Origin of the sequence: Vibrio sp. 2096 (genome assembly GCF_033339595.1) — a bacterium.
Taxonomy (GTDB): Bacteria; Pseudomonadota; Gammaproteobacteria; order Enterobacterales; family Vibrionaceae; genus Vibrio; species Vibrio alginolyticus.
The window spans coordinates 82,630-104,293 of sequence record NZ_JAWOUX010000005.1 but is presented as its reverse complement, the minus strand read 5'-3'; the positions used below and the strand labels follow the sequence as shown (position 1 = coordinate 104,293).

Sequence of the window (21,664 nt, the reverse complement as noted above, 5' to 3'; positions counted from 1 at the left end):
AATCAGCAGTCACCTCTATGAAAAGCACTACACCACAACTTAAAAACTTCCGCTGGAAAGGCATCAACAGTTCAGGCAAAAAGACGTCTGGACAAACCCTCGCGATGACAGAAATTGAAGTACGCGAGCGTCTAGACGCACAGCACATCAAGATCAAGAAGTTAAAGAAAAGCAGTATCTCGTTTCTCACTAAACTCAGCCATCGCGTGAAAGGCAGAGACATCACGGTGTTCACCCGTCAGATTTCGACGATGTTGATAACTGGTGTGCCGTTAGTTCAGGCTTTAAAATTGGTCTCAGAAAACAATAAAAAAGCAGAGATGAAATCCATTTTGATGAGCGTGACACGCGCCGTTGAAGCGGGGACGCCCATGTCAAAAGCCATGCGCACTGCAAGTGAACACTTTGACCCACTCTATACCGATCTTATCGCCACAGGTGAGCAATCCGGTAACTTAGCAGAAGTATTCGAGCGCTTAGCCACCTACCGAGAAAAAAATGAACAACTCCGTGCGAAAGTGATCAAAGCACTGATCTACCCAGCTATGGTAGTGCTAGTAGCGTTAGGCGTGTCGTTTATCATGCTCACCAAAGTCATTCCCGAGTTTGAAAAAATGTTTGTTGGTTTTGGTGCTGACTTACCGTGGTTTACCAGGCAAGTGTTAGATCTTTCCGCATGGACACAAAACTGGAGCCCATTTATAGCACTAGGCTCTATCAGTCTATTCATCTCAGCGAGAATCCTCTCTAAGCGTTCAGATTCTTTTCGCTTAATGCTCAATCGCTCTGTGCTTAAATTTCCTGTCCTCGGGCCCGTATTATCAAAAGCCGCTATCGCCAAATTTAGTCGAACACTCGCCACGAGCTTTACAGCGGGCATTCCAATTCTAACCAGTTTAAAAACCACATCAAAAACCTCAGGAAACTTACACTATCAACTCGCTATAGAAGAAGTTTACCGTGATACCGCCGCAGGTATGCCAATGTATGTTGCCATGCGCAACTGTAATGTGTTCCCTGAATTGGTGTTACAAATGGTTATGATCGGTGAAGAGTCTGGTCGACTTGACGATATGCTCAATAAAGTTGCAACAATCTACGAGTTTGAAGTCGACAACACCGTCGACAACCTTAGTAAAATTCTAGAGCCACTAATTATCGTTTTTTTAGGTATCGTTGTTGGCGGATTAGTGACAGCAATGTACTTGCCAATCTTTAACTTAATGAGTGTATTGGGCTAGAATGAGCTGTTAACTCCTTTAAAACAGCATCTTGCTGATTTCACTCATCGCTCAAGAGACAAATATGGAAGTATTCCAGTACTACCCTTGGCTATTCGTTGTGTTTGCCACCATCTTCGGTCTGATCGTGGGTAGCTTCCTCAATGTGGTTATTTATCGACTACCTAAAATCATGGAACTAGAATGGCGACGCGAATGTGCCGAGTCATTTCCTGAATACAAAATAGAACCTCCTAAAGAAGTGCTGACCTTGAGCGTCCCACGCTCCTCCTGTCAGAAGTGCGCAACGCCGATACGTATTCGAGACAACATCCCTGTGATTAGCTGGCTGCTTTTAAAAGGCAAATGCCACAACTGTCAGACAGCCATTAGCGCACGCTATCCACTGATTGAACTGCTCACTGCGTTCTGCTCAGGCTTTGTCGCTTACCACTTTGGTTTTAGTTACTTTACCGTTGCCCTACTCTTTTTCACTTTTATCTTAATCACCGCAACATTTATCGATCTCGATACTATGTTGTTACCTGACCAATTAACATTACCATTAACTTGGGCTGGCATTGCCTTAGCATTAGTCGAAATAAGTCCTGTTACTCTACAAGATTCTGTCATTGGTGCTATTGCTGGTTACCTATGTCTCTGGTCCGTTTACTGGGGCTTTAAGTTACTTACCGGTAAAGAAGGAATGGGGTATGGTGATTTTAAACTACTAGCGGCACTAGGAGCTTGGCTAGGTTGGCAGTCACTGCCGATGATCATTCTACTTTCTTCTGTGGTTGGCATCGTATTTGGCATCATTCAACTACGCTTGCAAAAGCAGGGAATTGAAAAAGCTTTCCCTTTCGGTCCTTACTTAGCAATTGCTGGTTGGATAAGCTTAATTTGGGGCGACCAGATTTTAAACTGGTACTTTACTTCAGTTCTAGGAGTGTAAATGGCTTTGGTTATTGGTTTAACAGGTGGTATCGCTAGTGGAAAAACAACCGTCGCGAATCTGTTCAAACAACAATTTAAAATCGATATCGTCGATGCCGACATTGTAGCAAGAGAAGTTGTCGAGCCAGGTACTCCCGGCCTAAACGCGATTATTGAACACTTTGGTCACGATATCGTTCGTGAAGACCAAACTTTAGATCGCGCAAAGCTGAGAGAAAAAATCTTTTCGAATTCAGATGAAAAAGCATGGCTCAACGCACTGTTGCACCCGATAATTCGTGAAAAGATGATCGAAGATTTGCAGCAAGTCACTTCAGAGTATGCGTTACTTGTGGTGCCGTTGCTCGTAGAAAACAAGCTAGATAGTTTGTGTGATCGCGTTCTTATCGTCGATGTAGAACCGAATACACAGATATCTCGCACGATGAAACGAGACAATGTGAGTGAAGATCAAGTTCGCGCCATCCTTGCCTCTCAAGCATCAAGAGAGCAAAGGCTCGCGCTTGCAGACGATGTGGTTAAGAATAATCCAAGTGACCCTGATCTTTTGCTTCAAATCACAGATTTGCACGAAAAGTACCTAGCCATGTGTAAGAAAAATCTGCGAAAATAGGAACGAAACTCACAAAGGCTTATGTCGATGACCACGCACAAATTTGAACATCCGTTAAATGAGAAAACTCGTATTTATCTAAGAGTGGAGTCTCTGCTGCGTCAGGCTCACTTGGCCTCTGGGTTTAGCGAAAATCATCAGTATCAACTGTTTTTCCGTGCGTTATTCGATATGGTTGAGATCTTCGAACAAATCCAACTGAAAAGTGAACTGGCTAAAGATCTTGAGAAGCAGCGGCTGTCGTACCGCCATTGGCTCAATGTTGATGGTGTCGATCAAGACGCATTAAATACCCTACTACAAGAGATAGATGTCGTTCATAGCCAACTAATGGGTGCTGAACGTTTTGGCCAAGCATTAAAAGAAGATCGCTTCCTAAGCTCTATCCGTCAACGCTTTAATCTACCGGGTGGTTCATGCTGTTTTGATCTGCCAGCATTACACTACTGGCTTCATCTACCTATTGAACGTAAAAAGCGTGATGCACAACAGTGGCAAGCAAGCTTAAAGCCCTTATCTGATGCGCTTTCGTTATGGTTAAAGCTCACTAGAGAGACCGGACATTTCAAAGCTCAAATCGGTCGTGCAGGTTTCTTCCAAAGCGACGCTGATGAAGCCAACATTCTAAGACTTCACATCCCAATGGAATATGGCGTGTATCCTATGATTTCAGGCCATAAAAACCGCTTTGCGATCAAGTTCATGTCGTTTGAAAACGGTCAAGCGTGCACACAAGATATTGAATTTGAACTTGCAGTGTGCAGCTAAGACGACACTACGCCTCGCCTCCATAATCTAAAATTCAACGCTTTATTGCGCGTATATTGGATAAAATTTCGTAGCAGCAATAGCGCGTTGAATAAGCCATCTTGAATTCATTTAGGTATACTACCCTTTAACACCAATTAGTAATGAGACGCTCAACTATGTCTAAAGTTACCATCGTTCAATGCCCACAATGTGGCGCCGACGTAGAATGGGGAGAACAAAGCCCTCATCGCCCTTTCTGCAGTAAACAATGCCAAATGATTGATTTTGGTGAATGGGCAGATGAAGAAAACACCATCCCGGGCGCACCCGATATGTCCGATAGTGATGGCTGGTCTGAAGATCAGTACTAAATTGAGACCTAGGGTAAAGGAAGATCCTAGGTTCCTTCTTGGGGAATCTGAATCACGCTCCTTCGTCGCTGTCCAGAATGACGAATTTTAACCGCGGTACCCTGTAATCTTTGGCTATCAATTCCCATCATTCAGAGGAGCTATAGCGACATTAAGGATCTACTAACAGCAAAGATGAAGCTAACAACTTAAACAATTGCATTCTCGACTAGTAGATTCAGAATCACGCTCCTCGTCGCCTTCAAAATGACGAATTTTAACCACGGTACTCTATAATCTTTGACCATCATTTCCTGTCATTCCGAGGAGCCATAGCGACATCAGGAATCTATTCACAGCAAGGCAGAGGCGTGGAGTGTACATCAATGCATGAGCATCGACAGTTCAGGTCGGGTGAAAAGAAACGAGCAAGCTAATTACACAAATAAAAAAACGGAGCCCTAAAAGGACTCCGTTTAAGATGAGAACGCTAGTTATAGCATTACTTCTTAGCAAGTTTCTCTTTGATACGAGCAGACTTACCAGAACGCTCACGTAGGTAGTACAACTTGGCACGACGTACTGCACCACGGCGTTTAACTTCGATGCTATCAACGATTGGAGAGTGTGTTTGGAACGTACGCTCAACACCTTCACCGTTAGAGATCTTACGTACAGTGAAAGCAGAGTGTAGACCACGGTTACGGATTGCGATTACAACGCCTTCGAAAGCCTGTAGACGCTCACGGTCACCTTCTTTTACCTTAACTTGAACTACAACAGTGTCACCTGGTGCAAATTTAGGTAGGTCTGATTTCATTTGCTCTTCTTCAAGAGCTTTGATGATGTTACTCATTTTTTAAATTCCTAGAATAAACTGATACTAAATAAATTAGGTTACTTTGCGTTATGTTCTTTAATGGCTTTATGCTCATTAACAAACTCAGCAAGTAATTGTTCCTGTTCGTCAGTCAGAGCTAGGTTTTCCAGGAGCTCTGGTCTTCTTAGCCAAGTACGGCCCAACGACTGCTTGAGTCGCCATTGACGAATGTCCTTGTGATTGCCTGACATCAGTACCGCTGGTACCTCTTTGTCATCCAATACTTCTGGACGCGTATAGTGAGGGCAATCTAACAAGCCATTTGCAAAAGAGTCTTCTTCTGCTGACGCGAAATCCCCTAGTACACCCGGAACAAACCGAGAGACAGAGTCGATTAACGTCATGGCTGGTATCTCACCACCCGTCATCACAAAATCACCAATCGACCATTCTTCGTCGACTTCAGATTGAATGATGCGCTCATCTACCCCTTCATAACGACCACAAATCAGAAGCAAGTTCTCATTCGTTGCCAGTTCTTCCACTCCTTTCTGGTCGAGCTTGCGACCTTGAGGAGAAAGGTAGATGACTTTCGTCTTGCCCGGTGAGGCTGCTTTCGCGGTATGAATGGCATCGCGCAAAGGCTGAACCATCATTAACATACCAGGGCCACCACCGTAAGGTCGGTCATCGACTGTGCGATGTTTGTCGTGAGTGAAATCTCTAGGATTCCAAGTCTCAATCGACAAAAGACCTTTTTTAACCGCTTGACCTGTTACTCCAAAATCAGTAACAGAACGGAACATTTCTGGAAAAAGGCTAATAACGCCAACCCACATGTTTATCTCGCTCTGTAATTTTGGAGATTAGAATCCAGGATCCCAGTCAACTTCGATCCGTTGAGCTTCGCGATCAACATTAATGATCACTTGCTCTTCAAGGAACGGGATTAATCGTTCCTTCTGCCCGAAAGCATCTTTAAGATTTGCTTTAACAACCAGAACATCGTTTGAGCCAGTTTCTAGCATGTCAGTAACGACACCTAGATCGTAACCTTTAGTAGTTACAACTTGCATCCCAAACAATTCGCGCCAGTAGAACTCATCTTCTGACAATTCAGGAAGTACCGCAGGGTCAATAGCAATTTCAAAGTTCGTCATTAGATGCGCGTCTTCACGAACATCCATGCCTTCCAGCTTAGCCACCATACCTTTGTTATGGCGCTTCCAGCTTTCTACTTTGTACTCAACCCACTTGCCCTTTTGGTTAATGTACCAAGGGCTGTAATCGAAAATGCTTTCAGCATTGTCTGTGTAGGAAAAAACCTTAAGCCAACCACGAATGCCGTAAGTAGCACCAAACTTGCCTACAACAATCTTTTCGTTGCTCATTGTTTCTTTACCTTTCATCGACATAAACTAGTTTCTACTTTTCAAGTAAAAAATTAAGCCGCTTTTTGAGCGTCTTTAACTAGCTTAGCAACACGGTCAGATACTGACGCGCCTTGACCAACCCAGTGGTTAACGCGGTCTAGGTCTAGACGTAGACCTTCTTCTTGACCTTTAGCAGTTGGGTTGAAGAAACCAACTTTCTCGATGAAACGGCCAGTTGCAGCGTTGCGGCTGTCCGCTACTACGATTTGATAAAATGGACGCTTTTTAGCGCCGTGACGTGCCAAACGAATGGTTACCATGTCGTCCTCTTTGCTTTCTCAAAAATAAAATTAACCCCAAAAACCATTCAAGAAATTAAACAGTTTGGGGTCTCGTGCCAAAATAAAGCTCCGGAATTTTACTCTTCTCCCGGAGCAATGCAAGGAGTTTAGTTACTTTTTCACCAACATAAATTGAATTTAAAGTTTGTGACGTACCTAACACCCTGAATCTATGCGTGATCGATTAATTAACGACCAAATGGGTTGAAACCACCGCCACCACCCATGCCGCCCATCATACCTTGCATGTTGCGCATCATGCCTTTCATGCCACCTTTTTGCATCTTTTTCATCATTTTCTGCATTTGGGTGAACTGTTTTAGTAAGCGGTTTACATCTTGAACCTGCACACCAGAACCAGCCGCGATACGCTTCTTGCGCGAGCCCTTGATAATTTCTGGGCGTTGACGTTCTTTCATTGTCATGGAGCTGATGATCGCTTCCATCTGTTTGAACATCTTGTCATCGACTTTGTCTTTCACATTGTCTGGTAGCTGGGACATTCCAGGAAGCTTATCCATCATCCCCATCATGCCGCCCATGTTTTGCATCTGGCCTAGCTGTTCACGGAAATCTTCAAGGTCGAAACCTTTCTTCTCTTTGAACTTCTTCGCTAACTTTTCTGCCTTTTCTTGGTCAACGTTGCGTTGTAGGTCTTCAATCAAAGACAGAACGTCACCCATGCCAAGAATACGTGAAGCAACACGATCTGGGTGGAACGGTTCTAGCGCGTCAGTTTTTTCACCGACACCCAAGAATTTGATTGGTTTGCCCGTGACATGGCGTACTGAAAGTGCCGCACCACCACGAGCATCACCATCAACCTTAGTTAGAACTACACCGGTAAGAGGTAGCGCATCGCCAAAGGCTTTTGCTGTATTTGCTGCGTCTTGACCCGTCATGGCGTCAACAACAAATAGCGTTTCTACTGGGTTGATAGCTGCGTGAAGATCTTTGATCTCCCCCATCATCTCTTCATCAATTGCCAAACGACCTGCGGTATCAACAATAAGTACGTCGTAGAATTTTTTCTTCGCATGGTCAATCGCTGCATTGGCGATATCAATAGGCTTTTGGTCTGGTGATGATGGGAAGAAGTCAACACCGATGTCTGATGCCAGTGTTTCAAGCTGCTTGATTGCCGCAGGACGGTAAACGTCGGCAGACACAACCAAAACTTTCTTCTTGTCACGTTCTTTTAGAAGCTTAGATAACTTACCTACCGATGTGGTTTTACCCGCACCTTGTAGACCTGCCATAAGAAGCACAGCAGGTGGTTGAGCGGCAAGGTTTAGCGCCTCATTCGACTCACCCATTACGGCTTCAAGTTCTGTTTGAACGATCTTGATAAATTCCTGACCTGGAGTCAGAGATTTAGAAACTTCTACGCCCACCGCTTTTTCTTTAACGCGGTTCACAAATTCACGAACGACCGGAAGCGCAACGTCAGCTTCAAGTAGAGCCATTCGGACTTCACGTAGGGTTTCTTTAATGTTGTCTTCGGTCAGACGACCTTTGCCACTGATATTTTTCAGCGTTTTGGATAATCGATCCGTTAAATTCTCAAACATCTTTGTCTCTTCGCTAAAATGGCGATTAATTAGTGTGAGTATACATTAGCCAAGGTCTGAGTCATACCCGTACCGCTGTCCTATTCTTGTCTCTATTTATATATGGTGCGGTAACTTATTAATTTCAATATCTCATCTCTCACGATTGATGTCGGATATATCGTAGCCCCAAAGTGTAATGCAAGGTATAATTTCTCCATCGTGCACAATAATATTTAGGATTCATGGATAGCTTAATAGCCATCGCGGCCGCCATACTTTATGTCTTGGCGATTGCGACCATCATACCCGGACTCTCACAACAGTCAGGAATCAAAGCAAAAACAGTGTTTGCTAGTGCTGCCTGTGCGCTTGTTTTTCATGCGTGGATTTTGAGTGATCTGATTTTTGATGGTTCAGGTCAAAACCTGAGTATTCTCAACGTGGCTTCTTTGATCAGTTTTATTATTTCTCTGGTCATGAGCCTTGCTATGTTGAAAAACCGACTGTGGTTTTTATTGCCTGTCGTTTATAGCTTTGCTGCCATCAATTTATCTGCTGCCACATTTTTGCCAAGCACGTTTATAAAGCACCTAGAGAATGACCCTAAGCTACTCATTCATATTTCGTTTGCGCTCTTCTCATACGCGACTTTAACTATCGGGGCACTCTATGCGCTTCAGTTGGCTTGGCTGGATCACAAACTGAAAGCAAAAAAATCTTTGGCGATTAACCCAAACCTGCCGCCTCTATTAATGGTGGAGCGTCAACTCTTCAAAATTATTTTGATCGGTAACTTATTGTTAACTGCCACGCTCATTACTGGCTTTGTCTTTGTGCAGGATATGTTTGCCCAAGGTAAGGCACATAAGGGCATTCTTTCTTTCATCGCTTGGGTGGTGTACTCAATACTACTTTGGGGTCACTATCAAAAAGGCTGGCGTGGTAGAAAAGTCACATGGTTCGCTGTTGCAGGAGCAACACTGTTAACTCTGGCATATTTTGGCAGTCGCTTTGTAAAAGAAATCATCTTGAATTAAGGAGCTCTAGGGCTCCTATCCTTTATATTTTAGGCTAGATAAAATACAGTACGCCTTAACTCTTTGACTTAACGGACTTACTCAACCGTTATATAACCCAATACTTACAAGGAACAGCAACGTTTTGGACGACATCTCTACGGGTATCTTGTTTGCGCTACTCGCGTGTCTTATCGTCATATCAGGTTACTTTTCCGGTTCAGAAACAGGGATGATGTCTCTGAATCGTTATCGCTTAAAACACTTAGCCAAAAACGGGCATAAGGGTGCTAAGCGAGTCGAAAGACTATTAGACCGTCCAGATCGTTTGATTGGTCTTATTCTTATCGGCAACAACCTCGTTAATATTCTCGCGTCTGCTATCGCGACCATTATTGGTATGCGTTTGTATGGTGATTTAGGTGTCGCTATCGCAACCGGTGCACTAACTATGGTTGTATTGGTTTTTGCCGAGGTTACCCCTAAAACAATTGCAGCGCTTTACCCTGAACGTGTGTCCTACGCGAGCAGTATATTATTGACCATACTGATGAAGTTACTGTCGCCTTTAGTGATGCTTGTTAACTTTATTACGAATGGCTTTATCCGCTTACTTGGCGTAAGAGCGGATCACTCAGCAGAAGATCATCTTAGCTCCGATGAGCTGCGTACGGTGGTAAATGAAGCTGGCGGTTTGATCCCTCGCCGACACCAAGACATGCTAGTGTCTATTTTGGATCTTGAGCACGTCACCGTGAACGACATTATGGTCCCACGCAATGAAATTACCGGTATTGATATTAACGACGACTGGAAATCCATTGTTCGCCAGCTAACACACTCACCACATGGACGCATAGTTTTCTATCGTGACCAAATTGATGAAGTGGTTGGCATGCTGCGCTTGCGTGAAGCTTATCGTCTGATGTTGGAAAAGAACGAATTCAACAAAGAAACGCTATTACGTGCTGCTGATGAGGTCTATTACATCCCAGAAGGCACACCACTGAACGTGCAAATGTTGAAATTCCAACGCAACAAGCAACGTATCGGTCTGATCGTGGATGAGTACGGTGATATCATCGGTCTAATCACTCTTGAAGATATTCTGGAAGAGATCATTGGTGAGTTCACGACGTCAATTTCTCCAAGCCTCTCTGATGAAATCAGTCCTCAAGGTGACGGAAGCTTTCTTATTGAAGGCAGCACCAATATTCGAGATATTAACAAAGGCCTGAAATGGGATTTACCAACGGATGGCCCAAGAACGTTAAACGGTCTTATTTTGGAGCACCTGGAAGATATTCCAGAGAGCCATTTAAGCGTGAGAGTAGCGGGTCACCCAATGGAACTTGTTGAGATTGAAGAGAACCGAATCAAGCTCGTTCGTGTTTATCCGAAGAAGAAAAAATCGACATCCAAATAACCAAAAGAAAAGCCTGACTCATGTCAGGCTTTTTTACTTATTGGGGCAATATGCTTCTTAATGAGCACCTAGTCGATGCGCAACTCTTTTAACATCGACTCAGGCAAAGCAAGTTCATCATTTTTGTTCACCGAAACACCAGCATCCAAAATGTTCTTTGCGATCTGTTGTGCTTCTTTTAAAGAGTGCATTGCTGCCGTGCCGCATTGGTATTCGTTAAGTTCAGGGATCTTATTCTGACTTTCTACCTTCAGCACGTCTTCCATTGCTGCAATCCAAGCATCTGCGACTTGCTGCTCTGATGGTGTGCCAATCAGACTCATGTAAAAACCTGTGCGGCAACCCATAGGCGAAATATCGATGATCTCAACAGAATCACCGTTTAGGTGATTACGCATAAAGCCTGCATAAAGGTGCTCTAGGGTGTGAATACCTTTTTCAGAAAGAATGTCTTTGTTTGGCGCAGTAAAGCGTAAGTCGAAAACAGTAATCGTATCCCCTTTTGGGGTCTGCATGGTTTTCGCCACTCGTACAGCGGGTGCATTCATACGAGTGTGGTCCACGGTAAAACTATCGAGTAAAGGCATTACATCTCTCCTGATTGTAACTCCAGTACCTTTCGGTAATGGATAAATGTCATTCATCCCTACAGCACATGAACTGACTGTGGGCTAAAAGAACCAGCTGCTGTTGTCTTCTAATTCCTGACGACATTGCTTCAGCTGCCAGCCATAAGTTTTCGCTGTTTGTTCAACACGTCGAGCGACTTTGATTAAACTAGGCTTTCGATTATAAGTACCTCGCTTATACCCACCTCGCCCTTCATGATAAGCCAGATACTGGTTATAGGGATCCCATAATGAAATCCCTAGCTGACGCCGTGTTTCATGAGTATACCAACCGACAAACATCATAGAATCATCGAAGTTGGTACGAGAGCCCCCCTGACCTGTGGCATCTTGGAAGTCTTCCCAAGCAGGGTCTTGAGCTTGAGCGTAACCATACGCACTGCTGACTCGTCCCCAAGGAATAAACCCTAGCAAATAATCTTTAGGTGGTTTTGCATCGTGCCGAAAGCTGCTTTCTTGTTTAATGATGGCCATAGCGACATGAATAGGGGTCCCCCATTCATCTTCCATATCTTTGGCATCATCGTACCAACCGGATTTCTCTCGGAATATCTCGCATAAGTTATTCTGCTGCTTTGGCGGTGCCGTAGCACAACCTGCAAGTAGCACGCTTCCAAGTACCGCTACTACTGACGACTTAATGTTCAACCGCACCAATCCTTAGTTAGTCATTACTGCTTCAGGTAAGCAAAGTAATCTTCCAAAAAATCATCAAAAGAAAGCGTGTCACTCTGCTCTGCTTGCTTTTGTTTTTCCACGGACGACGCTACTTCCGTTTCCATCGTATCTTGTGAGTAGTACTGATAACCGTGAGCTAGGTTTTCATCACGGTACTTCATACCAAGAGTACAACCAACTTTACCTAGCCCACCCAGCTCTTTCGTTAGCTCTAATAGTTGACCAGAGATCGTTAGTTCTGGGTTATCAATCCATGTCTCGAGTTGATTACACACATCTTGGTATGCACTGCCACCAGCGGTCATATCCATTTGCTGTGCTATTTGACGTAACTCGACGAAAACTCGGTGTGCCCAATCTTGTAGAGATAGACGTTCACCTTGACAACCAATTTGCAGCATTAGACCTTTTTCACGGCCAGAAACAATGACTTTATTCCAGTTATCGCGCCAACACTCTAATTCACAGTTATCCATAGGGTCTGAGTCTGACAAGGCCGCCCAGGTAAGGAAGAGATCCAAGAATCGTACTTGCTCTTCATTTAAGCCCACTGCGCTGAATGGGTTAACATCTAGAGAACGAACTTCAATGTATTCGACACCACCGCGTCGTAACGCATCTGAAGGCTTCTCACCACTTTTCGATACACGTTTTGGACGAATCGGAGCGTACAGTTCATTCTCAATTTGTAAGATATTGGAATTAAGCTGGCGGTATTCACCATCCACTTTTACCCCAATTTTCGCAAACTCTTCTGATGGGTGGCGAATCGCATCACTCAAACCATCGAGGTATTGGTCAATGCTGTTAAAACCAATTTTCAGCACACTTTGAGCACTATTGGTATAGCCAAGATCGCTCAAACGCAAAGACGTCGACTTCGGCAAATATAATGTCCCGCCAATCTTCTCGAATGGCAGATCGGTTTCACGACCTTGAATAAAAGAGCCACATAACGCTGGTGATGCACCAAAGAAGTAGGGAATCATCCAGCCAAAGCGGTAGTAATTACGGATCAACGCAAAGTACGCATCAGACTTAGCATCTTGGCGGGCTTGTTCATCTTGCTCGCCATAGAGCGCATCCCAAAATGTTTCAGGAAACGAGAAGTTAAAATGGACACCTGAAATAATTTGCATCAGGCTGCCATAGCGACGCTTTAGGCCTTCTCGGTACAGCGTTTTCATTTTCGCTGCATTCGAAGAGCCATACTGGGCTAACTGAATATCATCCTCTGAGCCCACGTAGCAAGGCATTGATAGTGGCCACATTTTCTCTTCACCCATTTTGGTTTGAGTGAAATGATGGATATCTTTCAGCTGTGCCATCAGTTCTGGAATTTCATGTGACACAGGCGTAATGAACTCTAACAATGATTCCGAAAAATCCGTTGTGATCCATTGATTTGTGAACGCAGAGCCTAACCCTTCAGGATGAGGAGTTGTAGCTAGATGTCCATCCTGACGATAGCGCAAAGTTTCTCGCTCAACACCGCGTCCAAACTGCTTAAATACTTCGGGGTTTGATGCAACTTTTTTTAGTCGCGCAGCAAAATCAGTCAAAATGAGGTTCGCTTATATTGGGAGCAGGACACTTGTTACATAACACAAGTGTAAGCTAAGTTATTGATAGTTAATGCATCTAGATAAATAACCCACGAAAAGTTGCTTATCTAGATGAATAGCGGAGAAACGTTTCTCCGCTATTAAATGTGTACTCTATCGAATGATTTCAAGCTCTTCTACGTCTTTCCCCAACTTTTCTAATTGAGGACGCAACGATTTAGCATCACCAACGACGATAATTTGATAGTCATTTGGATCAAACCATTTCTGAGCCAGCGCATTCAACGTCTGCTTATCGACTTTTTCTACGATAGCGTTTCTTTGCTGCAAGTAATCATGATCGAGGTTGTACTTAAGAATATCACTGATGAGCTCCGCTTTTTGTGTTGGCGTTTCATATTTCAGTGCATCTTTTTGACCGATCGCTTGACGCATAAATTTCATCTCTTCATCAGTAATACCTGACTGCGAGTATTCATTTAGCTCATTTTCCATCTCAATGATCGAAGCAACCGTTGCATCCGCTCGTACTTGCGCGGTGAAAACCACCGAGCCTGTTTCTGGATTACCAGAGAAGTAGCCGTAAGCACCGTATGTGTAACCCTTGTCTTCACGTAGATTTTGGTTAATGCGGCTATTGAAGTTCCCAGCTAAGTTGAAGTTTGCCAGTTGGCTTAGGTAAAAATCGCCCGTTGCGTCGTAAGGCATACCTTGACGAACCATCATGACCACACTTTGCGGCGCTCCTGGTTTATCAACAAGATGGATCTTTTGCTCACCTAATGCAGCAATGCTTTGCGGTGCATACAATGGCGCAGCTTCATCTTGCCAGTTTTTCCAGAACGTCAGTTGCTGCTCAATTTCCTGTTGATCAATGTCACCAACAACGACGATTTGCGCACTTTGTGGCGTGTAATGCTTCGAGTAGAATTCACGGACATCATCCAACGTTAATGCACTGACACCTGCTTGCGTGCCGTCTTTTGGTCGAGCAAAAACCGAATCCCCATAGAGCACCTGACGACTCGCTTGTGACGCCATCCAACTTGGATTTTGGTGCTCATATACCAGGCCTTCTAGCGCTTGCATTTTTACACGCTCGAAATCATCTTGATTAAATGCAGGAGACAGCAACATCTCTTCGACAATTTTTAACGTCGGCTCTAAGTTCTTTTCTAGAGCAGAAACACTGATGTTTGTTGTATAACCTGTGGCATTAACAGAGATAACACTACCTAGTTTATCAAGCTCAGCTTGAATCTCTTCGACACTGCGTTTCGTTGTACCTTCTTGCAACATCGCAGCGGTCAATTGGGCAAGACCTTCTTTACCCTTTTCAACAAAACGTGTCCCTGCAGGTAAACTAAATTGCATCATCACCGTCGGCGTTTCATCGCTAACTGCACCAAGCAGCTCTGAGCCATTCTTGAAATGTAACTCGTACAGCTCTGGCATCGTCGCTTTCACTGGTTCTCCTACTGGCGGTTGCACTGAGCGATCGAAGTTATCGGTCGCACGACGATACGCCAATTGGTCATCGGAAATCTTCTCATATTCTGGCAGCGTACGCTTTGGTGTCACAAAGGTCGCAGGTTTTACGACAAGGTCTGTTTTTCCTTTTGGGACCACGCTTAGGGTCACTTTGTTCTTACCTTGGATAAAGTCCGTATACGCTTTTTCTACCGAAGTCGGCGTAACTGCACGGATTTGTTCAAGCTGTTGCTCAAGACGATCAGGATCGCCGAAAAATGTCTCGTTGGAAGCCAACTGAGTCACTTTACCTTTAACGCTTTCTAGCGCAAAAATAGCATCCGCTTCCGCTTTACCCTTCAACTGCTCAAGGCGATCTTCTGTCACGCCTTTTTCCGCAAACTGATTAAGTGATTGTAAAAGCTCGTCGTACAGTTTTGATAGGTCGCCTTTATCTCCAGAATCACCCATTGCGTAAACGTAAAAGTTACACGCCAGTTCAGCACAATCATGGAATGAACCAGCATCGACCGCTTTTTGAGTCTTCACTAGGTCTTGATAGAGCACGCTGTTGGTACCGCCCCCCAATACTTCTGATAATGTATCGAGAGACGCTTGGCTTTCTTCGCCGTTGTAGGTTGTTGGCCACGCGATCATCACCATAGGTTGTTGAATACGATCTTCTAGAGTGATGTATTTGTCTTCTTGCAGTTTTGCAGGTTGTTTCGGCGCATTTTCAACCTCAGGACCACGAGGAATCGAACCGAAGTACTTATTTACCCACTCTAGAGTTTGTTCAACGTCTAAGTCACCACCGATCGTGATAGTCGCATTGTTTGGGCCATACCAACGCAAGAAAAACGCTTTGAGGTCGTTCACATCAACACGATCAAGATCTTCAACATAACCAATGGTTTGCCACGAATACGGATGACCTTCAGGATATAGCGCTTCGGACATGCGCTCCCAAATCAAGCCATAAGGACGATTATCGTAACGCTGAGCTCGCTCATTTTTTACAGTCGAACGCTGAATTTCAAATTTGCGTTGAGAAACCGCATCCAACAAAAAGCCCATACGGTCAGACTCTAACCACAGCATTTTCTCGAGCTGGTTAGCAGGGACAGTTTCAAAGTAGTTAGTACGATCGCGGTTTGTTGTACCATTTAACGTGCCGCCAGCCTCTGTGATGATTCTGAAGTGCTCTTGGTCACCAACGTTCTCTGAACCTTGGAACATCATGTGCTCAAAGAAATGCGCAAAACCAGACTTACCCACTTCTTCACGAGCTGAACCAACATGGTAAGTCACATCCACATGGACCAATGGGTCAGAATCTTCAGGAGCTAAGATCACCGTTAAACCATTATCGAGTTTATACTTTTGGTATGGAATCTTAACTTTGCCTTCTTCAGCTTTCGATGACTCAACGAAAGTTACCCCTTTCGGCAGTGATGAAACTGGCGTATTTGATGCACAGCCCGTGATCACCAACAGTGAACACGCGCCAACCCAAAACATCTTCATGTACTTTCCTTAAAATAATCCGAGATAGATGGCCGCAAGTAAGCTATACCTAGCAGCCTTTCCTAAAAATATTAAAATCACGCAAGGCAGAAACTTCATTCTTAGCCACCCTGCGGCTAAACACAGCGGGTCTCCAATTACAGGTAACCAGCTAAAAAATAATCCCCAATAGCCATACTTAGAGAGCCACTTTAATGCGGTATGACCGTGCTTTTCCTCTTGTGCTTTGTTGGGAATCCACAAGCCAAGCCAATAATTTGTTAAGCCACCAAGCGTATTACCGATAGTAGCGACCATAACAATTGAAGAAACGGAGTATTGATTTAATGAGAGAGTGGCAACTAAGCCCGCCTCAGAACCACCAGGCAACAACGTGGCACTGAGAAAACCGGTCATGAAAAGCACCCATAATGCTGAATCTGAAAACCAAAGCGCTAAACTTTCAAAACTCGTGTTAAATGCTTCTAGCATGTCATATCAAGCAACACCTTGCCTCTGGTTCTTCCTGATTCGACCTGCTGGTGAGCACCAATGACATCACTCATAGGATAAACCTGTTGAATTTCAGTCTTCAGTAAGCCAACGCCGACCATGTACAACAAGGTATCTAACTGCGCAGGGTCTGGTTCAACCAACATGCCACTAGCCTCAAAGCCTAGGAGTTTGGCTTTTTCACAAATCAGCTCAGCTGTGATGGTTGGAACGGTGATGACTCTCGCATTGTCTTTCAGGCATTTAAGCGCATCTAACGCAGCATCTCCGCCTACTAAATCAATCAAAACATCAACATCTTCAACACGTTCTGACACTGGTGCAAATTGATAGTTCACTGCATGAGCACCGAGCGTCGCAAGGTAATCTAAATTTCGTTCACTGCAGGTTGTAAAGACTTCCGCTTTCGTCGCGATCGCAATTTGTACCGCGAGGTGTCCAACACCACCGGCTCCAGCGAGGATAAGTACGCGATCGTTTTCCGTCACATTAGCCTTACTGAGAGCTTGTGCCGCAGTTTGTCCCGCCAACGGTAATGCAGCAGCTGCCTCCAAAGTTACGGAGCTAGGAACATGACTTAACTCAGTTTCTGGAACACATATGTATTGGCTGTAACCACCGCCTCGAACTGGGAAACCAATAAATCCAGCCACCTCATCACCTTCATTAAAACGTGATGCCCCCTCTCCACAAGACATCACTTTTCCTGAGATGTCGTAACCTGGCACCCAAGGTAAATTATCCTTATTCTGCGCTGCCGCCCAACCGAGCCCAGCTCGAGTTTTGACATCAATAGGATTTACGCCTGAAAAAGCGACTTTTACTAAGACTTCACCAGGCTGTGGTGATGGTGTAGAAGCATGTTGAATCGCGAGTACGTTGGCATCACCAAACTCAGTGATAACGATCTGTTTGTGTTCCATAAACCATTCCCTGCAAGAAAACAAAAAGGGATGCGAAAGCATCCCTTTGACTATAAACCATTTTGTTAACCTAAGTTAATCGTGATTTTGTAAATTGGTTGATCATTCCATTTTCAATAATGTCTAACCAACAAGTGCTAACAATATACCAGCCGCAACGGCTGAACCCAGCACACCAGCAACGTTTGGTCCCATCGCATGCATTAACAAAAAGTTTTGCGGGTTAGCTTGTAAACCAACTTTGTTTACGACTCGCGCGGCCATTGGTACCGCAGAAACGCCAGCCGCACCAATAAGTGGGTTGATGTCTTCTTTCGAGAACTTGTTAAGCAGTTTCGCCATCAGGACGCCCGCACCAGTACCGATACTAAATGCAACTGCGCCTAACCCCAAGATACCTAACGTTTCTAGGTTCAAGAACTGCTCAGCTTGCAGCTTAGAACCAACACCAAGACCTAAAAAGATAGTCACTATGTTGATCAATTCATTTTGAGCAGTTTTCGATAAACGATCGACCACACCAGCTTCACGCATCAAGTTACCCAAACAGAACATACCAACCAATGGCGTAGCTGAAGGCAAGAACAGAATCGTCATCAGTAATACAGCAAGCGGGAAGATGACTTTCTCCCATTTACCAACATGACGAAGCTGAGCCATCTTGATTTGACGCTCTTCCTTGGTTGTCAGTGCTTTCATGATTGGTGGCTGGATGATCGGCACCAATGCCATATAGCTGTATGCCGCGACTGCAATCGCACCTAACAGATCTGGAGAGAGCTTACTCGCCAAGAAAATCGCTGTTGGCCCATCAGCACCACCGATGATCGCGATAGACGATGCATCCGCCATGGAGAACTCCATGCCAGGTACATAGTTGAGCAAAATAGCGCCAAACAGTGTTGCAAAAATACCAAACTGCGCAGCCGCACCTAACCACAACGTTTTTGGGTTTGCGATCAAAGCACCAAAGTCAGTCATCGCGCCCACACCCATGAAGATCAATAGCGGGAACACACCCGATTCAATCCCAATGTAGTAAACGTAGTAGAGCAAGCCACCAGGCTCAGTAAAGCCAGCATTTGGAATATTCGCCAAAATAGCACCGAAACCAATCGGCAATAACAGTAAAGGTTCAAATCCTTTTTTAATTGCCAAAAACAGCAAGGTACAACCAACCAGCATCATACAGATTTGGCCGAACTCGAAGTTAGCGATCCCTGTTTCTGCCCAAAGGGTTAACAATCCGTCCATGATACTCCCTTACGCCAGGCTCAACAGAGGCGCACCTACTGTGACAGCATCGCCTTCTTTAACGTTCAGCTCTTGAACCACACCACCACGCGCCGCTCGTACTTCAGTTTCCATTTTCATCGCTTCAAGGATGAGCAATACATCGCCTTCAGCTACCTCAGCACCAGGTTGAACATTCACTTTGAAGATGTTACCTGCAAGAGGAGCAGGCACCGCTTCAGCTGAAGCATTAGAAGGTGTGCTAGGTGTAGCCGATTTTGCCGGTGCATTAGAAGGAGCAACAGATGTCAGTTCACCTTGAGGGCCAACTTCCACCTCATACACCTGCCCGTCAACACGTACACTATAAGTTTCTACACCACCAGTTGCTGGTTGAGCTGCAGGTACAGCAGGCTTCGCAGCTTCTAGCGTTGGTGCAGGCTCAAATGCTTCTGGGTTTTCACGATTCTTAAGGAATTTAAGCCCAACTTGAGGGAAAAGTGCATAAGTGAGTACGTCATCAACACGCTCACTTGCTAGCTTAATGCCTTCTGATTTCGCTTTCTCCATCAGATCAACCGTAAGCGTCTCCATTTCAGGCTCAAGTAAATCGGCAGGACGACAGGTAATTGGCTCTTTACCATCAAGCACTTTCGCTTGCAGTTCTGCATTTAACTCGGCTGGTGCTTGACCGTACTCACCTTTCAATAGACCTGCGGTTTCCTTGGTAATACTCTTATAGCGCTCGCCAGTAAGCACGTTAATCACCGCTTGAGTACCGACGATCTGTGAAGTTGGAGTCACCAATGGAATGAAACCAAGATCTTCACGTACACGAGGGATCTCTTCTAATACTTCATCAATGCGATCCGCAGCGCCCTGCTCTTTCAACTGGCCTTCCATATTGGTCAGCATACCACCAGGCACTTGAGCAATCAGGATGCGTGAATCGACTCCTTTTAACTGGCCTTCCCACTTCGCATACTTCTTACGTACCTCACGGAAATATGCGGCGATAGGTTCCAGTTGCTCGAGTTTCAAATTGGTATCTCGCTCGGTACCTTCTAGCATAGCGACTACCGTTTCAGTCGGTGTATGGCCGTAGGTACAACTCATTGAAGAAATCGCAGTATCGAGAATATCAATACCGGCTTCTACTGCTTTTACCGCCGTTGCTGTAGACAGCCCCGTTGTTGCATGACAATGAAGTGCCAATGGCACATCACAAGACGCTTTGATACGCGTGATAAGCTCTTCCGCTTCATAAGGCTTAAGTAAGCCAGACATATCTTTAATACACAGCGAGTGACAACCTAAATCCTCTAGGCGTTTTGCCAAGTCAACCCAAGTGTCTGCGTTATGCACTGGGCTCGTTGTGTAAGACAACGTACCTTGAGCATGCGCACCAACATCAACCGTTGCTTTAACGGCTTTCTGGAAGTTTCGCACGTCATTCATTGCATCAAAAATACGGAATACATCCATGCCGTTAGCATGCGCGCGTTCCACAAACTTCTCTACTACGTCGTCGGCATAATGGCGGTATCCTAAAAGGTTTTGACCACGCAGTAGCATTTGCATTGGTGTATTAGGCATCGCTTTTTTTAGTTCACGTAAACGCTCCCAAGGGTCTTCCCCTAAGAATCGAATACAAGAATCAAATGTTGCACCACCCCAAGTCTCTAGAGACCAGTAACCAACCTTATCCAACTCAGCTGCGATAGGCAGCATATCCTCAATACGCATACGCGTAGCAAATAGTGATTGATGGGCATCACGAAGGACCACATCAGTAATAGCTAGTGGTTTAGACATGCTCTTAAACTCCTTTTTAATCCTAGTTCGGCTACTTCGCGAATGAGGCGCGATGTTTATGAATCGCAGCCGAGATCGCCGCCACTACTTGTGGACTAACAGCTGAAGAGGTTGATTGAATATTAGTGTTTGTTTTTGGTGCTGCGATCGGCTCTGGTACTTCTTCTGGTACCAATTTCGACATTAACCGAACGAGATAAACAAGAATAGTGAGGAAAATAAATACGACCGCCATCCCCGTTAGCATCAGGGTGGCCGCATCTACTAGCAGGCTTCCTATATTAGTCATGTTGCTTCCTTTCTTTGTCATCCTGACAACGTGCAGGACTTTAATAGTGTCAAATCCCGACCCATGGATTATCTCGATTGGTTAAATTTTGTCAATTTTGTTTAAGGAAGGTTTGTAGTAATCCTGATAAATGATTATTTATTCACTACCCAGATCACAGTTCATGACAAAATAATCACTTCAAATCGCTATCACCTTACGAACAGAGTAAAGGAGGACATAAATAAAAACTGCGATTTAGATTTCAAAATCAAATCGGGACTCACGAAGTAAAAACCAACAAAAACAAAAAGATGAACAAAATTAACAATCAATAAACAAATAACAAACAAAGTGACTACATGAGAGTAATTGAAATGAAAAATGGAAGTCAGTGTATAGGAGGGATAATCAGGATGATTTCACACGATGCGACAGAAGCTTGATAGCAAATTGCTTAGATACGCACATATTCGCTTTTAAAAAAGAGGAACATAGGCTCTAGTGATCCTACGCCATATTCCAGATGTCTAGATACAAAAAAGCCTCGCAATTGCGAGGCTTTTTCAATAAGTGGCGCGTCCTGGAGGATTCGAACCTCCGACCGCCTGGTTCGTAGCCAGGTACTCTATCCAGCTGAGCTAA

The 21,664-nt window shown here is 44.6% G+C and carries 21 protein-coding genes; 7 read left to right on the top strand and 14 right to left on the bottom strand.

From position 1 onward, the window contains the following. The first annotated feature begins 17 nt into the window (after window positions 1-17). The 5 genes from R7Q41_RS11710 (at window position 18) to yacG (ending at window position 3,911) form a co-directional block, all read left to right on the top strand. The gene (locus R7Q41_RS11710) at window positions 18-1,241 is read left to right on the top strand and encodes a type II secretion system F family protein (protein WP_318144503.1); all 1,224 of its coding nucleotides are present in this window, start codon (window positions 18-20) and stop codon (window positions 1,239-1,241) included. A gap of 64 nt (window positions 1,242-1,305) precedes the next feature. Then, window positions 1,306-2,175 (top strand): prepilin peptidase, encoded by an 870-nt coding sequence (locus tag R7Q41_RS11705; RefSeq protein ID WP_258634733.1) that lies wholly within the window; start codon window positions 1,306-1,308, stop codon window positions 2,173-2,175. Then, a complete protein-coding gene (gene coaE, locus R7Q41_RS11700; protein ID WP_213880942.1) occupies window positions 2,176-2,790 on the top strand; it encodes a dephospho-CoA kinase in 615 nt (204 codons plus the stop codon). A 27-nt stretch (window positions 2,791-2,817) separates the two neighbouring features. Further along, window positions 2,818-3,558, top strand: a complete 741-nt coding sequence (gene zapD / locus R7Q41_RS11695; protein WP_005373086.1) for a cell division protein ZapD — start codon at window positions 2,818-2,820, stop codon at window positions 3,556-3,558. 158 nt (window positions 3,559-3,716) lie between these two features. After that, window positions 3,717-3,911: a DNA gyrase inhibitor YacG gene (gene yacG / locus R7Q41_RS11690; protein WP_017635922.1), complete on the top strand. Its 195-nt coding sequence runs from the start codon at window positions 3,717-3,719 to the stop codon at window positions 3,909-3,911. A gap of 481 nt (window positions 3,912-4,392) precedes the next feature. On the opposite strand, the gene rplS is transcribed toward yacG, so the two are convergent. The 5 genes from rplS to ffh form a co-directional block, all read right to left on the bottom strand. Beyond that, window positions 4,393-4,746: a 50S ribosomal protein L19 gene (gene rplS, locus R7Q41_RS11685; RefSeq protein WP_005379971.1), complete on the bottom strand. Its 354-nt coding sequence runs from the start codon at window positions 4,744-4,746 to the stop codon at window positions 4,393-4,395. A gap of 41 nt (window positions 4,747-4,787) precedes the next feature. Then, the gene (gene trmD / locus R7Q41_RS11680) at window positions 4,788-5,549 is read right to left on the bottom strand and encodes a tRNA (guanosine(37)-N1)-methyltransferase TrmD (RefSeq protein ID WP_005385420.1); all 762 of its coding nucleotides are present in this window, start codon (window positions 5,547-5,549) and stop codon (window positions 4,788-4,790) included. A gap of 27 nt (window positions 5,550-5,576) precedes the next feature. Beyond that, the gene (gene rimM, locus R7Q41_RS11675; protein ID WP_005379964.1) at window positions 5,577-6,125 is read right to left on the bottom strand and encodes a ribosome maturation factor RimM; all 549 of its coding nucleotides are present in this window, start codon (window positions 6,123-6,125) and stop codon (window positions 5,577-5,579) included. A 29-nt stretch (window positions 6,126-6,154) separates the two neighbouring features. Continuing rightward, entirely contained in the window at window positions 6,155-6,403 is a 249-nt protein-coding gene (rpsP, locus tag R7Q41_RS11670) for a 30S ribosomal protein S16 (protein ID WP_005379962.1), read from the bottom strand. Window positions 6,404-6,612: 209 nt separating this feature from the next. Beyond that, complete coding sequence (ffh, locus tag R7Q41_RS11665) at window positions 6,613-7,995, bottom strand: signal recognition particle protein (RefSeq protein ID WP_005385423.1); 1,383 nt, start codon at window positions 7,993-7,995, stop codon at window positions 6,613-6,615. Window positions 7,996-8,219: 224 nt separating this feature from the next. Here ffh and R7Q41_RS11660 point away from each other — a divergent pair, with 224 nt between their 5' ends. After that, window positions 8,220-9,014, top strand: coding sequence for an inner membrane protein YpjD (locus R7Q41_RS11660; protein WP_005379950.1), 795 nt, complete (start codon window positions 8,220-8,222; stop codon window positions 9,012-9,014). Between the two features lie 124 nt (window positions 9,015-9,138). Continuing rightward, entirely contained in the window at window positions 9,139-10,419 is a 1,281-nt protein-coding gene (locus R7Q41_RS11655; RefSeq protein ID WP_005379948.1) for an HlyC/CorC family transporter, read from the top strand. Between the two features lie 68 nt (window positions 10,420-10,487). Here the strand turns inward: R7Q41_RS11655 and luxS are convergent, their stop codons facing one another. From luxS to R7Q41_RS11610, 9 genes are all read right to left on the bottom strand, one after another. Further along, a complete protein-coding gene (luxS, locus tag R7Q41_RS11650) occupies window positions 10,488-11,006 on the bottom strand; it encodes an S-ribosylhomocysteine lyase (protein WP_017820391.1) in 519 nt (172 codons plus the stop codon). Between the two features lie 84 nt (window positions 11,007-11,090). After that, entirely contained in the window at window positions 11,091-11,696 is a 606-nt protein-coding gene (locus R7Q41_RS11645) for a hypothetical protein (RefSeq protein WP_005379943.1), read from the bottom strand. Window positions 11,697-11,719: 23 nt separating this feature from the next. Continuing rightward, window positions 11,720-13,288 (bottom strand): glutamate--cysteine ligase, encoded by a 1,569-nt coding sequence (gshA, locus tag R7Q41_RS11640; RefSeq protein WP_005385430.1) that lies wholly within the window; start codon window positions 13,286-13,288, stop codon window positions 11,720-11,722. A 156-nt stretch (window positions 13,289-13,444) separates the two neighbouring features. After that, the gene (locus tag R7Q41_RS11635) at window positions 13,445-16,288 is read right to left on the bottom strand and encodes a pitrilysin family protein (RefSeq protein WP_318108933.1); all 2,844 of its coding nucleotides are present in this window, start codon (window positions 16,286-16,288) and stop codon (window positions 13,445-13,447) included. Window positions 16,289-16,297: 9 nt separating this feature from the next. Continuing rightward, window positions 16,298-16,759 (bottom strand): YqaA family protein, encoded by a 462-nt coding sequence (locus R7Q41_RS11630; RefSeq protein WP_005379938.1) that lies wholly within the window; start codon window positions 16,757-16,759, stop codon window positions 16,298-16,300. Further along, entirely contained in the window at window positions 16,753-17,703 is a 951-nt protein-coding gene (locus R7Q41_RS11625) for an NADP-dependent oxidoreductase (RefSeq protein WP_005385434.1), read from the bottom strand. The genes R7Q41_RS11630 and R7Q41_RS11625 overlap by 7 nt, the downstream gene beginning before the upstream one ends. A gap of 123 nt (window positions 17,704-17,826) precedes the next feature. After that, the gene (locus R7Q41_RS11620) at window positions 17,827-18,957 is read right to left on the bottom strand and encodes a sodium ion-translocating decarboxylase subunit beta (protein ID WP_005379935.1); all 1,131 of its coding nucleotides are present in this window, start codon (window positions 18,955-18,957) and stop codon (window positions 17,827-17,829) included. Window positions 18,958-18,966: 9 nt separating this feature from the next. Beyond that, window positions 18,967-20,751: a sodium-extruding oxaloacetate decarboxylase subunit alpha gene (gene oadA, locus R7Q41_RS11615; protein WP_042521318.1), complete on the bottom strand. Its 1,785-nt coding sequence runs from the start codon at window positions 20,749-20,751 to the stop codon at window positions 18,967-18,969. Between the two features lie 31 nt (window positions 20,752-20,782). After that, window positions 20,783-21,040, bottom strand: coding sequence for an oxaloacetate decarboxylase subunit gamma (locus R7Q41_RS11610; protein ID WP_005379932.1), 258 nt, complete (start codon window positions 21,038-21,040; stop codon window positions 20,783-20,785). Between the last annotated feature and the right edge of the window lie 624 nt (window positions 21,041-21,664).

What these genes read in the sequence shown, in the direction of transcription:
- R7Q41_RS11705 (WP_258634733.1), top strand. Translation starts at nt 1,306, where the DNA reads ATGGAAGTATTCCAGTACTACCCTTGGCTATTCGTTGTGTTTGCCACC.
- rpsP (WP_005379962.1), bottom strand. Translation starts at nt 6,403, where the DNA reads ATGGTAACCATTCGTTTGGCACGTCACGGCGCTAAAAAGCGTCCATTT.
- R7Q41_RS11625 (WP_005385434.1), bottom strand. Translation starts at nt 17,703, where the DNA reads ATGGAACACAAACAGATCGTTATCACTGAGTTTGGTGATGCCAACGTA.
- coaE (WP_213880942.1), top strand. Translation starts at nt 2,176, where the DNA reads ATGGCTTTGGTTATTGGTTTAACAGGTGGTATCGCTAGTGGAAAAACA.
- rplS (WP_005379971.1), bottom strand. Translation starts at nt 4,746, where the DNA reads ATGAGTAACATCATCAAAGCTCTTGAAGAAGAGCAAATGAAATCAGAC.
- R7Q41_RS11620 (WP_005379935.1), bottom strand. Translation starts at nt 18,957, where the DNA reads ATGGACGGATTGTTAACCCTTTGGGCAGAAACAGGGATCGCTAACTTC.
- ffh (WP_005385423.1), bottom strand. Translation starts at nt 7,995, where the DNA reads ATGTTTGAGAATTTAACGGATCGATTATCCAAAACGCTGAAAAATATC.
- R7Q41_RS11635 (WP_318108933.1), bottom strand. Translation starts at nt 16,288, where the DNA reads ATGAAGATGTTTTGGGTTGGCGCGTGTTCACTGTTGGTGATCACGGGC.
- R7Q41_RS11660 (WP_005379950.1), top strand. Translation starts at nt 8,220, where the DNA reads ATGGATAGCTTAATAGCCATCGCGGCCGCCATACTTTATGTCTTGGCG.
- R7Q41_RS11610 (WP_005379932.1), bottom strand. Translation starts at nt 21,040, where the DNA reads ATGACTAATATAGGAAGCCTGCTAGTAGATGCGGCCACCCTGATGCTA.
- yacG (WP_017635922.1), top strand. Translation starts at nt 3,717, where the DNA reads ATGTCTAAAGTTACCATCGTTCAATGCCCACAATGTGGCGCCGACGTA.
- oadA (WP_042521318.1), bottom strand. Translation starts at nt 20,751, where the DNA reads ATGTCTAAACCACTAGCTATTACTGATGTGGTCCTTCGTGATGCCCAT.
- luxS (WP_017820391.1), bottom strand. Translation starts at nt 11,006, where the DNA reads ATGCCTTTACTCGATAGTTTTACCGTGGACCACACTCGTATGAATGCA.
- R7Q41_RS11710 (WP_318144503.1), top strand. Translation starts at nt 18, where the DNA reads ATGAAAAGCACTACACCACAACTTAAAAACTTCCGCTGGAAAGGCATC.
- zapD (WP_005373086.1), top strand. Translation starts at nt 2,818, where the DNA reads ATGACCACGCACAAATTTGAACATCCGTTAAATGAGAAAACTCGTATT.
- rimM (WP_005379964.1), bottom strand. Translation starts at nt 6,125, where the DNA reads ATGTCGATGAAAGGTAAAGAAACAATGAGCAACGAAAAGATTGTTGTA.
- trmD (WP_005385420.1), bottom strand. Translation starts at nt 5,549, where the DNA reads ATGTGGGTTGGCGTTATTAGCCTTTTTCCAGAAATGTTCCGTTCTGTT.
- R7Q41_RS11630 (WP_005379938.1), bottom strand. Translation starts at nt 16,759, where the DNA reads ATGCTAGAAGCATTTAACACGAGTTTTGAAAGTTTAGCGCTTTGGTTT.